Annotated in this window: 13 protein-coding genes; 7 read left to right on the top strand and 6 right to left on the bottom strand. The window is 60.5% G+C overall.

Features of this window, described 5'->3' with window-relative positions:
- Positions 1-13 precede the first annotated feature (13 nt).
- Positions 14-1,678: an AMP-binding protein gene (locus ACV8MC_RS19980; protein WP_457263167.1), complete on the bottom strand. Its 1,665-nt coding sequence runs from the start codon at positions 1,676-1,678 to the stop codon at positions 14-16.
- 291 nt (positions 1,679-1,969) lie between these two features.
- Positions 1,970-2,986, bottom strand: a complete 1,017-nt coding sequence (locus ACV8MC_RS19985; protein WP_236168833.1) for an AraC family transcriptional regulator — start codon at positions 2,984-2,986, stop codon at positions 1,970-1,972.
- A 272-nt stretch (positions 2,987-3,258) separates the two neighbouring features.
- On the opposite strand from ACV8MC_RS19985, the gene efeU reads away from it, so the two are divergent.
- Genes efeU through efeO (ACV8MC_RS20005) form a run of 4 tightly spaced genes read left to right on the top strand, consistent with a single transcriptional unit; the run spans position 3,259 to position 7,458 of the window.
- Positions 3,259-4,098, top strand: a complete 840-nt coding sequence (efeU, locus tag ACV8MC_RS19990) for an iron uptake transporter permease EfeU (protein WP_236168834.1) — start codon at positions 3,259-3,261, stop codon at positions 4,096-4,098.
- An 8-nt stretch (positions 4,099-4,106) separates the two neighbouring features.
- The gene (gene efeO / locus ACV8MC_RS19995; protein ID WP_236168835.1) at positions 4,107-5,291 is read left to right on the top strand and encodes an iron uptake system protein EfeO; all 1,185 of its coding nucleotides are present in this window, start codon (positions 4,107-4,109) and stop codon (positions 5,289-5,291) included.
- A gap of 17 nt (positions 5,292-5,308) precedes the next feature.
- Complete coding sequence (efeB, locus tag ACV8MC_RS20000; protein WP_457263170.1) at positions 5,309-6,607, top strand: iron uptake transporter deferrochelatase/peroxidase subunit; 1,299 nt, start codon at positions 5,309-5,311, stop codon at positions 6,605-6,607.
- A gap of 26 nt (positions 6,608-6,633) precedes the next feature.
- Entirely contained in the window at positions 6,634-7,458 is an 825-nt protein-coding gene (gene efeO / locus ACV8MC_RS20005; RefSeq protein ID WP_457263172.1) for an iron uptake system protein EfeO, read from the top strand.
- Between the two features lie 105 nt (positions 7,459-7,563).
- Here efeO (ACV8MC_RS20005) and pssA read toward each other — a convergent pair whose 3' ends face one another.
- Positions 7,564-8,907 (bottom strand): CDP-diacylglycerol--serine O-phosphatidyltransferase, encoded by a 1,344-nt coding sequence (gene pssA / locus ACV8MC_RS20010; RefSeq protein ID WP_122507334.1) that lies wholly within the window; start codon positions 8,905-8,907, stop codon positions 7,564-7,566.
- 215 nt (positions 8,908-9,122) lie between these two features.
- On the opposite strand from pssA, the gene ACV8MC_RS20015 reads away from it, so the two are divergent.
- The 3 genes from ACV8MC_RS20015 to ACV8MC_RS20025 all read left to right on the top strand — a co-directional run bounded on the left by ACV8MC_RS20015 (position 9,123) and on the right by ACV8MC_RS20025 (position 11,252).
- Positions 9,123-9,686 (top strand): TetR/AcrR family transcriptional regulator, encoded by a 564-nt coding sequence (locus tag ACV8MC_RS20015; protein WP_457263174.1) that lies wholly within the window; start codon positions 9,123-9,125, stop codon positions 9,684-9,686.
- A 54-nt stretch (positions 9,687-9,740) separates the two neighbouring features.
- Positions 9,741-10,220, top strand: a complete 480-nt coding sequence (locus tag ACV8MC_RS20020) for a nuclear transport factor 2 family protein (protein ID WP_016774707.1) — start codon at positions 9,741-9,743, stop codon at positions 10,218-10,220.
- 252 nt (positions 10,221-10,472) lie between these two features.
- Complete coding sequence (locus ACV8MC_RS20025) at positions 10,473-11,252, top strand: TSUP family transporter (RefSeq protein WP_016774706.1); 780 nt, start codon at positions 10,473-10,475, stop codon at positions 11,250-11,252.
- On the opposite strand, the gene nudC is transcribed toward ACV8MC_RS20025, so the two are convergent.
- From nudC to ACV8MC_RS20040, 3 genes are all read right to left on the bottom strand, one after another.
- Entirely contained in the window at positions 11,220-12,050 is an 831-nt protein-coding gene (nudC, locus tag ACV8MC_RS20030) for an NAD(+) diphosphatase (protein WP_095180000.1), read from the bottom strand. The two genes, ACV8MC_RS20025 and nudC, sit on opposite strands and share 33 nt — an antisense overlap.
- Positions 12,051-12,057: 7 nt before the next feature.
- On the bottom strand, positions 12,058-12,870 hold the full coding sequence (locus ACV8MC_RS20035; protein ID WP_457263176.1) for a crotonase/enoyl-CoA hydratase family protein: 813 nt from the start codon (positions 12,868-12,870) through the stop codon (positions 12,058-12,060).
- Between the two features lie 205 nt (positions 12,871-13,075).
- On the bottom strand, positions 13,076-14,221 hold the full coding sequence (locus ACV8MC_RS20040) for a PQQ-dependent sugar dehydrogenase (protein WP_457263178.1): 1,146 nt from the start codon (positions 14,219-14,221) through the stop codon (positions 13,076-13,078).
- Between the last annotated feature and the right edge of the window lie 15 nt (positions 14,222-14,236).

Consider the following 14,236-nt stretch of genomic DNA (forward strand, 5'->3'; position numbering starts at 1 on the left):
TGTTCCCTTGGATTCAAGCTGAAACTCTGTGCGCCGCGGCCTCTTGAGCTTTGGCGATTTCCTGGTTGCGCAAGATAAAGCGCTGCAATTTGCCACTCGGGGTTTTGGGCAATTCGCTGACAAATTCGATTTCACGCGGGTACGAATGCGCGGCCAGACGCTTGCGCACGTGTTGGCGCAGTTCTTCGGCCAACTCCGGCGCGGCGCGGTACTGCGCGCTCAGCACGACAAAGGCTTTGACCAGTTCGGTGCGTTCCGGGTCGGGTTTGCCGACGACCGCCGCCTCGACCACCGCCGGGTGTTCGATCAGCGCGCTCTCCACGTCGAACGGGCCGACGCGGTAGCCCGAAGTGGTGATCACATCATCACTGCGGCCGACGAAGCTGATGCTGCCGTCCGGGTTCCACTCCACGGTGTCGCCGCTTAGATAGTAGTTGCCGACAAAGGCCTTGGTCGGCGCGCCTTCGTAGCCACCGAACCAGCACATCGGCGACTGCGGGCGGTCGATGGCGAGAATGCCCGGCTGACCTACGCCGAGTTCGTTGTACTGCTCATCGAGCACGACGATGCGATGGCCCGGCGAAGCGAAACCAGCGGCGCCGACATGCACCGGGTGCTCAAGGCCGTGGTGGTTGCACAGCACCATGCCCAGTTCGGTCTGGCCGTAGTGGTCGTGGATGACCACGTCGAGGTTGTCGGCGAACCAGCGGATCACTTCCGGGTTCAGCGGCTCACCGGCGCTGCTGACGATGCGCAGTTTGCCCTTGATCGATCTGGCGAACTCCTCGCCACCGGCAATCAGCAAACGATAGGCAGTGGGCGAGCCGGTGAGATTGGTAATGCCGTATTTGTTGATCACCCGACAGGTGCTTTCGAGGGTGAACGGGCCATCGTAGAAGGTAATCGGGTGGCCCAGCGCCAACGGCCCGGTGACGCCGAAATAGATGCCATAGGCCCAGCCCGGATCGGCGACGTTCCAGAACGCGTCTTCGGGGCGCAGGTCCACCGCATCGCGGGTGTAGCTCTGGAACGCGACGATGGCTTTGAGCGGCACTGACAGCGCTTTCGCCGGCCCTGTGGTGCCCGAGGTGAACATCAGCAGGAACGGGTCTTCGCCGGTTAGTAACACCGGTTCGCAAACATTGGAATGGTTGGCCAGCTCAGCCCAGAAACTGAAATCACCGCGAACAATGCCCTGACCTTTGGCGCCGGCCACGGTGACGATGGTCGGGCATGCGCTGACTTCATTGAGCTTGGGCCGGTTGACCGCGTCGGTGACCACGATTTTAGCCCCCGAGCTGTTCAGGCGGTGCTCTAGCGCTTTCGGCCCGAATGCGGTGAATAGCGGCTGATACACCGCGCCGATGCGCCAGGTGGCGAGCACGGTGATGAGCAATTCGACGTTGCGTGGCAGCAGGCCAGCGACTTTATCGCCCTTCTGCACGCCCTGGGCGAGGAGGAAATTGGCGAAACGCGCGGCTTTGTCTTGCAGATCAGTGAAGGTGTAAGTCGCACTTGAGCCGTCGCGACCTTCCCAGAACAACGCAATGCGCCCGGGCAAGGCATGGCGGTCGCAACATTCAACGCAGGCGTTGAGTGCCGCCAGCGTGCCGCTGAGCGACGCATCGACGGTGTGCTGATAGTTGAACTGTTCGGTGGCAGACAAGTAATCGCGCATTGCCAGAATCCCTCGGTGTTTTTATTAGGCTGGGAACCGTAAACAACACAGGGATAGTCGCGCCGCGCGGGCCTTGGGGCAATGGTCAAAGCTATCAACGTGGTTGACTGGTTTGGCCAAGAGGTTGCGGCCGCATGCCCTGTAGGAGCTGACGAGTGCAACGAGGCTGCGATCTTTTGATCTTGATTTTTACCATCAAGTACAAGATCAAAAGATCGCAGCCTTCGGCAGCGCCTACAGGGGAACGCATTTCAAAAATGTGGGAGCGAGCCTGCTCGCGAAGGCGTCGGGTCAGACCACCTCATTGAGGATCAGCGTCCGGTAATGCCCTGGGTTCGACCCCGACCACTTGCGAAACGCTTTGTAGAACGAACTGGCATCAGCAAAGCCCAGCCGTGCAGCAATCTCGACAAAACTGATCGAAGGCTCCGCCAGCCAGGTAATCGCCAGCTCTTTGCGCACGCTGTCTTTCAGCCCCTGATAAGTCTGCCCTTCCTCGGCCAGACGCCGGCGTAATGTCGACGCGGACATACAAAGTTGCTGGGCCAGCGCCTCGGTTTCCGGCCATTGCTCGGCGGGGAGCTGCCGCAGATCCTGCTTGATCCGGCTGGCGAGGCTGTCGGGGTCGCGGTACTTGACCAGAATGTTGGCCGGCGCCTGGGCGAGAAAGCGCTTGAGTTCTTCGGCGCTGCGTTTGATCGGCAGATCGAGGCAATCGGCGGAAAAAATCATCCGCGTACGTGGGCGCTCAAACCGCAGGTTTTCGGAAAACATCACCCGATAGTCATCAGTGAAATCCGGTTCGGCGCAGCGCAGTTCAATCGCCAGAATCGGAATCCGCCGCCCGGCCAGCCAGCACGCCACGCCGTGCACGATCATCCAGTAAGTGAAATAGGTGAAGGCGCGGCGCGGTTCGGCGTCGTCTTCGAGCAGGACGATTTCCGCAAGGCTCTGCTGATGCACCAGTTGCGCCGGCAGTTTTTCCAGCATCAGCGACAGGAACGTCAGACCGGTATCCAGCGCCGCCGCCAGCGTCGGTTGCGCCATGGCGCTGCGACACAAAAACGCCAGGCTGCCGGATTTGAGCGGGCGCGGGTCCATGCCGAAGAACTCGTCATCACCGCGTAGCGCCAGCAGGCGCCAGAGTCTGGCGTATTGCGAGGCCGGCACCCTGCCCTCATCGGCCGCTAACAAAGCCGGATCAATGCCGACCTTGCTCAACGCCTCATTCGTCGCCGCACCCGGGGCACAACTTTGCAGCAGCGCTTCGCGCACCAGTTGAATGGCAATGGTGTCTTTTTCTGCCATGGAGCGAGGTGAACCTTGTTGTTTTTCGGTGGTGGGCATCTTAACCCAGCTGCTGAAGTCATCGCAGGGCCAATGTGGGAGCGAGCCTGCTCGCGAACGCGGTGTGTCAGATAAACAAATGTCACAGGCATACCGCATTCGCGAGCAGGCTCGCTCCCACAGGAATCACAGTTGTTCAGCTAAGGTTCAGCTAAATGTCAATGAATGCCATTTGGGAATGAGTGTCATTATGTTACAACTTAGCCTCCTATCTAAATCGCTGTGGCTCGCCAATGCTCGTTCCCTTTTTGATCATGTTGCGCGAAGGCATCGAGGCCGCGCTCATCGTCGGCATCATTGCCAGTTATCTGCAGCAGACCGGCCGCGGTCAATGGATGCCGGCGTTGTGGATCGGCGTTTTCCTCGCTGCTGCCCTTGCGCTGCTGGTCGGCGGTGGCCTGGAGCTGGTGAGCGCTGAATTCCCACAGAAGCAGCAGGAGTTGTTCGAAGGCGTCGTCGGTCTGGTCGCCGTGGGCATCCTCAGTTCGATGGTGTTCTGGATGCGCAAGGTCGCGCGGTCGATCAAGCACTCGCTGCAAGCCTCGCTGGATCAAGCGCTGACGCAATCCAGGCATCAGGTGATTGCATTGATCGCCATGGTTTTCTTCGCCGTCGCTCGCGAAGGCCTGGAAACCGTATTCTTCCTGCTCGCCGTGTTCCAGCAAAGCGAAGGCCCGGGCGCGCCGATTGGCGCCCTGCTCGGCCTGATCCTGGCGGTGATCGTCGGTTTCCTGATCTACAGCGGCAGCATGCGCCTCAATCTCTCGGCGTTCTTCAAGTGGACCGGATTGTTCATCCTCGTGGTCGCCGCCGGGATTCTCGCCAACTCGGTGCAGGCGCTGCATGAAGCCGGGCTGTGGAATCACCTGCAAACGGTGCTGTTCGACTTCAGCGCGACGCTGCCGATGGACGGCCCGCTGGGCTCGGTGCTGGCCGGCATGTTCGGTTATCAGGATGCGCCGACTGTCAGCACCTTGGGCGCGTACCTGATTTATCTGCTGCTGGCACTGGTGATGTTCTTCATGCCCGCGCCGCGCCAGGCGACGCCAACCACTTCCGTTTCCAGCCAATAAGGCCCTTCATGTCTACTACCCAAACCCCTCCGGCCCTGCGTTGGGCGCTGGCCGGCTCGGTGCTGCTGATGATCGCCGCCGGCGGGCTGTTCTGGTACGCCTCGAACATGGCCGCCGCCAAGCGTCAGCACAACCACGACGAAATCGTCGTCAACATCCATCCCCACAGTTGCGAGCCGAACGCACTGACGGTGCCGGCCGGCCGCGCCAGTTTCCGCATCGTCAACCGCTCTGAGCGTGCGGTCGAGTGGGAAATTCTCGACGGCGTGCTGGTGGTCGAAGAGCGGGAAAACATCGCGCCGGGCCTGAGCCAGGTGATCAACGCCAACCTGCAACCGGGCGACTATGCGATCACTTGCGGCTTGCTCAGCAACCCGCGCGGCACTTTGCACGTGACGCCGACGGCAGCCTCGGATGCCGCGGCCAAGGCCAAGCCGTCGATGGTCGCGTTCGTCGGGCCGTTGTCGGAGTTTCGTGTGTATCTGGCCGTCCAGGGCAGCGCGTTGATCAAAGCGGCGACGGCGCTGAATCAGGCGATCGCCAGTGGTGATCTGGCGCAGGCGCAAGCGTTGTACCTGCCGGCGCGTGCCGCTTATCAGCGTCTGGCGCCGGCGGCGCAGCGCCTGGCCGAGCTGGACAATCAGATCAATGCCCGCGCCGATTATTTCGAAAAGCGCGAGCAGGATCCGGCGTTCGTCGGTTTCCATCGCCTCGAATACGCGCTGTTCCAGCAGCGCAATCTCGACCATGTCGCGCCGATTGCCCAGCGCTTGCTCGCAGATGTCACCACTCTCAAGCAACAGTTGCTCGCGCAGTCGCTGCCGCCGGAGCAACTGGTGAGTATCGTCGTGCGCAACCTCAACAGCCTCGCCGATGTGCGCGCCGGCAGCGGCGAAGAAGAACGCTACAGCCAGAGCGACCTCAACGGTTTCGCCGCCAACGCGCAGACTGCGCGCAAGGTCGTCGACCTGTTGCGCCCGATGCTGAGCAAATCCGCTGCTGAGCTGTTGCCGGAGATCGACCAGGCGCTGGACGATTTCGACAGCCAGCTCAACGCCTTCAAATCCGCCGATGGCTACGTCAGTTACGACGCCGTGACCGCCGCGCAACGCCAGCAGATCGCCGCCAAAGCCAAGGCTCTGGCCACGGCACTGGATGGCATCGACCCCGCCCTCGGCCTTTCCGGCCTGTAAGCAGAAGACCACGACAGATGAACGATTCAGAACCTCTCAACCTGCAACGGCGCCGCGTGCTGATGGGCATGGGCGCCGCCGGTGTCGCCCTTGCCGGATCGGCGCTGAGTTGCCCGGCCATGGCCGCGCTGCCTGCGCAAGTTACCGAAGCGCCGAGCAGCGACAAGACCGAAGACCGCCACGATTTTCACGGTGTGCACCAGGCCGGCATCGTCACCCCGCGCCCGGTCTCCGGGATGCTGGTGGCGTTCGATGTGCTGGCCAGCGATCGCGAAGACCTCGAGCGGCTGTTCCGCACCCTCAACGAACGCATCGCGTTTTTAATGAAGGGCGGCCCGGTCGCGCAGGTCGACCCGAAACTGCCGCCGCTGGACTCCGGCATCCTCGGCCCGGTGGTCACCCCGGACAATCTGACCATCACCGTTTCCGTCGGCGACTCGCTGTTCGACGAACGCTTCGGTCTCGCGGCGGCAAAGCCCAGGCGTCTGCAACGCATGGTTGGCTTCCCCAACGATGCGTTGGACGCCGATTGCTGCCATGGCGACCTGAGCCTGCAGTTCTGCGCCAACACCGCCGACACCAACATTCACGCCCTGCGCGACATCGTCAAAAACCTGCCCGACCTGCTGCTGGTGCGCTGGAAACAGGAAGGCAGCGTGCCGCCGCAAGCCCCGGCCAAACCCGGTGTGCCGGCGCAGTCGGCGCGCAACTTTCTCGGTTTTAGCGACGGTTCGGCCAACCCCGATTCCAACGACGCCAAGGCCATGGAGCGGATTGTCTGGGTACAGCCGGACAGTGACGAACCGGCCTGGGCTGCCCACGGCAGTTATCAAGCGGTGCGCATCATCCGCAACTTCGTCGAGCGCTGGGATCGCACGCCGTTGCAGGAGCAGGAAAGCATTCTCGGCCGGGTCAAGAGCAGCGGCGCGCCCATCGGCGGCCACAAGGAAAGCGAAGTGCCGGATTACAGCAAAGACCCGGCCGGCAAGCTGACCAAACTCGACGCGCACATCCGATTGGCCAACCCGCGCACCGCCGCGACCCAGGCCAATCTGATCCTGCGCCGGCCGTTCAACTACTCCAACGGCGTCAACAAGAACGGCCAGCTCGACATGGGCCTGCTGTTCATCTGCTACCAGGCCCATCTGGAAAAAGGCTTTATCACCGTGCAGACCCGACTCAACGGTGAACCGCTCGAGGAATACCTCAAACCGGTCGGCGGCGGGTACTTCTTCACCCTGCCCGGAGTGACCGGCGAAGACGATTTCATCGGTCGCTCGTTACTGGCTGCCACCTCCCAAAACAAAACCGCATGACACCCAACCGACACTGGAGCCGCCCCATGAAAAAGACGCCACTCGCGTTATTGCTGACCCTTGGTTTGCTCAACACCCCGTTGTCGGCGTTCGCCGCGACTGCGCCGCTGGATCTGGTGAGCCCGGTGTCGGACTACAAGATTTACGTCACCGAAAAGCTCGATGAACTGGCCAGCCACACCCAGCAGTTCACCGACGCAGTGAAGAAAGGCGATCTGGCCACCGCGCAGAAGCTCTACGCGCCGACGCGGGTGTATTACGAGTCGATCGAGCCGATCGCCGAGCTGTTCAGCGATCTCGATGCGTCCATCGATTCTCGCGTCGACGATCACGAAAAAGGCGTAAAGGCCGAAGACTTCACTGGCTTTCACCGGCTCGAATATTCGTTGTTCGCGGAGAAATCCACCAAAGGCCTGGACGCATTGGCCGACGGTTTGAACAAAGACGTGCAGGATCTGCAAAGCCGTGTGGCCGGTCTGACCTTCCCGCCGGAGAAAGTCGTCGGCGGCGCTGCTGCGCTGTTGGAAGAAGTCGCGGCGACGAAGATTTCCGGCGAGGAAGACCGCTACAGCCACACCGACCTGTACGACTTCCAAGGCAATATCGACGGCGCCAAGAAAATCGTCGACCTGTTCCGCCCGCAGATCGAACAGCAGGACAAGGCGTTTGTTGCCAAGGTCGACAAGAACTTCGCCACGGTCGACAAGATCCTCGCCAAGTACAAAACGGCGGATGGCGGCTTTGAGACCTACGACAAAGTGAAGGACAACGACCGCAAAGCGCTGGTCGGGCCGGTGAATACGCTGGCGGAGGATCTTTCGATGATGCGCGGGAAGTTGGGTCTGAACTGATTTTTTAGCCTCTGGTCTGGCCCCTTCGCGAGCAGGCTCGCTCCCACAATTGGAATGCATTTCCCTGTGGGAGCGAGCCTGCTCGCGAAAGCTATTCCGGACGCGCTAGAGAATCCTGTAGAGCAACCGCTCAATCCTCACCCGACTCACCCGTTTGAGAAACTTCGCCACCCCGGCCGGGTAATCCGGCAGCGTTTCAAGCGTTTGGAAGTTATCGATCCGCGTGGTATGGCGGAAGATGTTTTCCAGCTCTTTCGCCCGTGGCTCCAGCCACTCGCCTTTCGGGTCTTCGATCAGCAGCGCGTTTTCGAGGTCGAGGCGGAACGCGCGGGGATTGAGGTTGTTGCCGGTCAGCAAGGTATAGCGCTGATCGATCCACATGCCCTTGAGGTGATAAGTGTTGTCGCCGTCGCGCCACAAGTGCAGGTTCAACTGGCCGCTGTCGATGCTGTGCTGATGGCGTTTGGCGAAGCGGCGCAGGCTGATTTCGTATAGATACGGCAGCGCGGCGATCACCTTGAACGGCTCGCTCGGCGGAATGTAGAAATCGTTGGCGGTCTTGTCGCCAACCACGATGTCGATCTTCACGCCACGGGCCAGCGCGCGGTTGATCTCACGGATCACGCCCAGGGGCAGGTTGAAGTACGGAGTGCAGATGGTCAGCTGCTTTTGCGCGCTGGCGATCAGTTCCAGAATCGCCCGGTTCAGCGGGTTGTTCTTGCCGACGCCGAGCAGTGGCGTGACCGACAGCCCTTCTCGGCTGGTGCTGCCGGCGCCGGTGTCATAAGTCGCGTATTTGAGACGGCTGCGCAGGTCGCCGATGTCGTTGCGCAGGCTGCGGGTAGTCGGCAGGTTGGGCAGGTCGAGGCGGTGCACGGCTTTCGATTCGATCAGGCCGTGCTTGACCAGATGATGCATCGAATCCGCCAGCTCGCGACTGTGCAGCACGTGGTAGCGGTCGAAGCGGTACTTGTCGAGTTTGTGCAGGTAGACGTTGTTCAGACTCGCGCCGCTGTAGACCACCTTGTCGTCGATCACGAAACCTTTGAGGTGCAGCACGCCGAACAGCTCGCGGGTCTGCACCGGCACGCCGTAGATCGGCACTTCGCTCTGGTGCGTGCGGGTCATGTCCTGATACCAGGCGGCGTTGCCCGGCTGCTTGCCCGCGCCGATCAGACCGCGCTGGGCACGCAACCAGTCGACCACCACGGCGATTTCCAGCTCGGGACGCTTGAGCTTGGCTGCGTGCAGGGCATCGAGGATTTCCTGACCGGCTTCGTCCTGCTGCAGATACAGCGCGACGATGTAGATGCGCTGCGTCGCTGCGGCGATTTGCTCGAGCAGGCAGCGTCGGAATTCGGCAGCACTGGACAGAATGCTCACCGCCTCGGCGGTCAGCGCGAAGCTGCGCAGTTTGGGCAGCAGAGAACGTTTGAAAAGCAACGGCATAAGGCTCGCAAGGTTCGATTCCGAAGAGTTTGAGAGCTTACACCATCGTCTGCGCCGGGTCTTGTCAGTGTCAGTAATGGCCCCTTCGCGAGCAGGCTCGCTCCCACCGTTAAAATGCATTCCCCTGTGGGAGCGAGCCTGCTCGCGAAAGCGTTTTCACACACGCCGAAGAAATTCGCTTGACCAAGGAGAACAGTCGTTCTACTGTTCGCCACATGAACGAATCAATCAGCAATGACACACGCGACATCATTCTGGATGTCACCGAAAAGTTGATCTACAAAAGTGGCATCGCTGCCACCAGCATGGATCTGCTGGTGAAGACCGCCGGCGTCTCCAGAAAAAGCATTTACCGTTACTTTGCCGATAAGGACGCCTTGGTGGTCGCAGCCCTGCAACGGCGGGATATTCGCTGGATGCACTGGTTCACAAGTGCCGTCGATCAGGTCGAAACCCCGGCCGATCGTCTGCTCAACCTGTTTACTGTGCTCAAGGGCTGGTTCGACTCGGAAGGCTTTCGCGGCTGCGCCTTTATCAACACTAGCGGCGAAACCGGCGATCCACAGGATCCAGTGCGGCTGGTGGCCAAAGAACACAAACAGAAGCTGCTCGACTACGTGTGCGAGCTGTGTGCCGAATATGGTGTCGAGGATCCGCAACTATTGGCCAGACAGTTGCTGATCCTGATTGAAGGCGCCATTACCGTAGCGCTTGTGATGGGTGATCACAGTGCCGCCGATAATGCGCAATGCATGGCGCGAAAGTTATTGGGCCTGTAACTCTTAATAAGCCGGACTTGTTGTTCAAACATTAAATGAATCAGGAGATTGAACATGTCGACTGCAGCCCAGGTACGTCCGCCATTGCCGCCGTTCAACCATGCGTCAGCCATCGAGAAGGTGCGTCTGGCCGAGGATGGCTGGAACAGCCGCGATCCGGAAAAGGTTTCGCTCGCCTATACCCTCGACACCAAATGGCGCAATCGCGCCGAGTTTGCCAACAACCGCGAAGAGGCCAAGGCGTTTCTGACGCGCAAATGGGCGAAGGAACTGGATTATCGCTTGATCAAAGAACTCTGGGCCTACTCCGATACGCGTATCGCGGTACGTTATGCCTATGAATGGCACGACGATTCCGGCAACTGGTTCCGCTCGTACGGCAACGAGAACTGGGAGTTCGATGACAACGGCCTGATGTTCCAGCGCTATGCCTGCATCAATGACATGCCGATCAAGGAAAGCGAGCGCAAATTCCATTGGCCGCTGGGCCGCCGACCGGATGATCATCCGGGGCTGAGCGAACTCGGTCTCTAAAGCCAACCCACCCCTGTGTAGGAGCTGCCGAAGGCTGCGATCTTTTGATCTTGATTTGATCGTTCCCACGCGCAGCAGCCGGGGCGCTCCGCGCCCGAGAAGATCGCAGCCTTCGGCAGCTCCTACACAGGAATGTATTCCAGACTGTAATTGACGACGGCATGCTCTGGCTCGCCGCAACAGTTCGATACAGGTAACATAACCGCCCTCCCCGCAGCCCACGTTCTGCGCCTTGCCGAATAAGCCGACTCCATGCCTTTCGAACTCAGCGTTGACCTCACCACCCTGGCCATTCTGGCTGCTGTTGCTTTCCTTGCCGGTTTCATCGATGCCATCGCTGGCGGTGGCGGTCTGTTGACCACGCCGGCGCTGCTGACGGCGGGCCTGCCGCCGCATCTGGTGCTGGGCACCAACAAGCTGAGCTCGACCTTCGGTTCGGCGACCGCCAGCTTCACCTTCTACAAACGCAAACTGTTTCATCCACGCCAGTGGACCCACGCGATTGTCGGCACCCTGGTCGGCGCGCTTACTGGCGCGGTGGTTGCGCATTACCTGCCGGCCGAGTGGCTGAACAAGATGCTGCCGGTGATCGTTTTCGCCTGTGGCCTGTATTTGCTGTTTGGCGGCACGCCGAAAGCGCCGCTGGACAGCGACGCGCCGATCAAAAAGAAATGGCAATCGACCCAAGGCTTCAGCCTCGGCTTCTACGATGGCGTGGCCGGCCCCGGCACGGGCGCGTTCTGGACCGTGAGCAGTCTGCTGCTGTACCCGATCGACCTGGTCAAGGCCAGCGGCGTAGCGCGCAGCATGAACTTTGTCAGCAACATCGCAGCGCTGTCGGTGTTCATCTTCTCCGGTCAGGTCGACTGGATCATTGGCCTGTGCATGGGCCTGTCGGTGATGGTCGGGGCCTTCTTCGGCGCGCGCACCGCAATCAGCGGCGGGGCCAAATTCATTCGTCCAGTGTTCATCACCGTCGTGCTCGGCTTGACCGTGCGTCTAGCCTGGCAACACTGGTTCAGCGTGGCCTAAGCGCCGCGCGACGTAGACGTCGATCAGGTAACGGGCAATCGAACGCGACGCCGGCAACGGCGGCAAGTCATGCACGTTGAACCACTGGGCGTCCTCGATCTCGTCTTCCTGACAGACAATTTCGCCACCGGCATATTCGGCATGGAAGCCGAGCATCATCGAATGCGGGAACGGCCAGCACTGGCTGCCGATGTACTGGATGTTCTTCACTTCGATCTGCACTTCTTCACGCACTTCGCGAATCAGGCAATCCTCGGCCGATTCCCCCGGCTCGGCGAAACCGGCCAGCGTGCTGTAAACCCCGGTGACGAAACGCGGCGAGCGCGCCAGAAGGATTTCGTCGCCACGGGTGATCAGCACGATCATGCTTGGTGAAATGCGCGGATAACTGCGCAGATCGCACGGCTGGCAATACATCGCTCGTTCGCGCGGGACTTGCGTCATCGGCTGGCCGCAGTTGCCGCAGAAGCGATGCTCTCGTGCCCAAGTGCCGATCTGAGCGGCATAACCGAGCACTTTGTACAGCGTGTGATCGCCTTCGAGCATGAACGCTCGCAGCCCCTTCCAGCCGCAACCGGGCACATCGCTGACGCTGTGCAACTCAAGCAGATAGACCGGTTCGCCGTCGAGATGACCTATCCCGTGCTCAGCGAGGACCGACAGGTCCTGGCGCTTGAGCCACTCGCGCGGGAACAGTGCGCCGTTGTCATCGAACAGGAAGCCTTCCGGGCTGCGCGCTACGGCCCAGCCGCCGGGTTGATCGGTGTCGAGTACTGCAGTGGTCCAGCGAGAGATCATGGTTAACTCAATCCAGAAATTCGGGTTTCTGTTTGCTCATGTGGGCGGCCATGGCCACGCGCAGATCGGTGGATTGCAACATGGCGGCGTTCCAGGTGGCAACGTATTCAAGACCATCGTCGATGCGATGGTCGCGCATGTAGCTGATCATTTCCTTGGTACCGGTCACGGCGATCGGCGACTTCGCAGCGATGTCACGGGCAATGTCGAACACGCCTTCGAGCAGCGTGTCCTTATCGCCGTAGACGCGATTGACCAGGCCCATGCTGCGTGCTTCCTCGGCGCCAAAGGTGCGACCGGTGTAAGCCAGTTCACGCAGCATGCCGTCTCCGATGATTCGCGGCAACCGTTGCAGCGTACCGACGTCAGCGGCCATGCCGATGTCAATTTCCTTGATGGAAAATTGAGCGTCCTCGGCGGCATAACGCATGTCACAAGCCGAGATCAGATCGATCGCCCCGCCCAGGCAATAGCCCTGAATCGCAGCGAGTACCGGTTTGCGGCAGTTGTCGACGGCGTTGAACGAGGCTTGCAGATTGAGAATCTTGCGCCGCAACAGGCGCGCATTACGGCCCACGTCCTTGCCCAGTTCATTGGCGACACCGGCGAGCATCATCAGGTCGATGCCCGATGAAAAATGCTTGCCGTTACCGCTTAGCACCACCACGCGGACTTCGTCGGTATCGTCAACCCAGTGAAAGATTTCGACGATTTCGCTCCAGAACGCCGCGTTCATTGCGTTGATCTTTTCCGGGCGATTGATCTGCACATGGGCGATGTTGTCGGCCAGTTCGACGCTGAAGGCGGAGTATTGAGTCATGGCAGTGATCCTTTACCGGGCTGGGAAATAAGCCTCGAACTATAACAAGGCAAGGGGGCGGCGGTTCGGCCAAATGCGGGACTGCCCGAAGTCTGCGCAAGATGCGCGGGCCTCTTCGCGAGCAGGCTCGCTCCCACAGGGAGACTGCATTTCAATGTGGGAGCGAGCCTGCTCGCGAAGGCGTCGGATCATTCACCGCACGCAATTATTTCAGCCCCAGCCTGTAAAGCGAGCCATTCTCTTCATCCGTCAGCACATACAGATAGCCATCCGGTCCTTGGCGCACGTCACGGATACGCTGATTCAACTCACCCAGTAAACGCTCCTCATGGACCACCTTGTCGCCATCGAACTGCAGGCGAATCAGTTCCTGGGTCACCAGTGCGCCGATAAACGCGTTGTGCTGCCACGGCGTGAAGCGATCCGCGTCATAGAAGGCCATGCCGCTAACCCCTGGGGATTTTTCCCAGACATGGTGCGGCGCCACGGTGCCTTCAGCAGTTTTGCCCTTCGCCTCAGGAATCGGTTGCATCGAATAGTTGATGCCATGGGTCGCCAACGGCCAGCCATAATTCTTGCCACGTTCGATGATGTTCACTTCATCGCCGCCACGTGGCCCGTGTTCGTTCTCCCACAGCGTGCCGGTCCACGGATTGAGCGCCGCGCCCTGCGGGTTGCGCAGGCCATAGGACCAGATTTCAGGCCGGACACCGGATTGGCCGACGAAAGGGTTATCGTCCGGCACCTTGCCATCCGGGAAGATGCGTACGACTTTGCCTTGCAACTTGTCGAGGTCCTGCGCAGTCGGCCGATCGTTGTTTTCACCGAGGGTGATGAACAGATACCCGTCGCGATCGAACACCAGCCGTGAACCGAAATGGTTGCTCACTGACAGTTTCGGTTCCTGACGGAAGATCACATTGAAGTCCTTCAGCGTCTTCAGGTCATCGGAAAGCCGTCCGCGCCCTACCGCCGTACCAGCCTTGCCGCCTTCCCCACCGCCCTCGGCATAGGACAGGTAAACCATGCGGTCCTGCTTGAAGTCCGGCGATAGCGCCACATCGAGCAAGCCGCCCTGCCCTTTGGCCCAGACTTGCGGCACGCCACTGATCGGCTCCGACAGTTTGCCGTCCTTGCTCACGACGCGCAGATGACCCGGGCGTTCGGTCACCAGCATGCCCTTCTGATCAGGCAGAAACGCCAGTGCCCAAGGATGTTCCAGGCCTTGGGCAATGGTGGTGACTTCAAGAATGCCCTGCTCGCTTTTCAGCTCTTTGGACGCGGCGGCGAACGCCGGGGCACTGATCAGCGCGGCGGCGCAACAGGTGGCTAGTAGGGTTTTACGCAACATGCACGATTCCTTTTG

Source organism: Pseudomonas sp. PK-RTE-24, assembly GCF_054052265.1.

What these genes read in the sequence shown, in the direction of transcription:
- ACV8MC_RS19980 (WP_457263167.1), bottom strand. Translation starts at nt 1,678, where the DNA reads ATGCGCGATTACTTGTCTGCCACCGAACAGTTCAACTATCAGCACACC.
- ACV8MC_RS19985 (WP_236168833.1), bottom strand. Translation starts at nt 2,986, where the DNA reads ATGGCAGAAAAAGACACCATTGCCATTCAACTGGTGCGCGAAGCGCTG.
- efeU (WP_236168834.1), top strand. Translation starts at nt 3,259, where the DNA reads ATGCTCGTTCCCTTTTTGATCATGTTGCGCGAAGGCATCGAGGCCGCG.
- efeO (WP_236168835.1), top strand. Translation starts at nt 4,107, where the DNA reads ATGTCTACTACCCAAACCCCTCCGGCCCTGCGTTGGGCGCTGGCCGGC.
- efeB (WP_457263170.1), top strand. Translation starts at nt 5,309, where the DNA reads ATGAACGATTCAGAACCTCTCAACCTGCAACGGCGCCGCGTGCTGATG.
- efeO (WP_457263172.1), top strand. Translation starts at nt 6,634, where the DNA reads ATGAAAAAGACGCCACTCGCGTTATTGCTGACCCTTGGTTTGCTCAAC.
- pssA (WP_122507334.1), bottom strand. Translation starts at nt 8,907, where the DNA reads ATGCCGTTGCTTTTCAAACGTTCTCTGCTGCCCAAACTGCGCAGCTTC.
- ACV8MC_RS20015 (WP_457263174.1), top strand. Translation starts at nt 9,123, where the DNA reads ATGAACGAATCAATCAGCAATGACACACGCGACATCATTCTGGATGTC.
- ACV8MC_RS20020 (WP_016774707.1), top strand. Translation starts at nt 9,741, where the DNA reads ATGTCGACTGCAGCCCAGGTACGTCCGCCATTGCCGCCGTTCAACCAT.
- ACV8MC_RS20025 (WP_016774706.1), top strand. Translation starts at nt 10,473, where the DNA reads ATGCCTTTCGAACTCAGCGTTGACCTCACCACCCTGGCCATTCTGGCT.
- nudC (WP_095180000.1), bottom strand. Translation starts at nt 12,050, where the DNA reads ATGATCTCTCGCTGGACCACTGCAGTACTCGACACCGATCAACCCGGC.
- ACV8MC_RS20035 (WP_457263176.1), bottom strand. Translation starts at nt 12,870, where the DNA reads ATGACTCAATACTCCGCCTTCAGCGTCGAACTGGCCGACAACATCGCC.
- ACV8MC_RS20040 (WP_457263178.1), bottom strand. Translation starts at nt 14,221, where the DNA reads ATGTTGCGTAAAACCCTACTAGCCACCTGTTGCGCCGCCGCGCTGATC.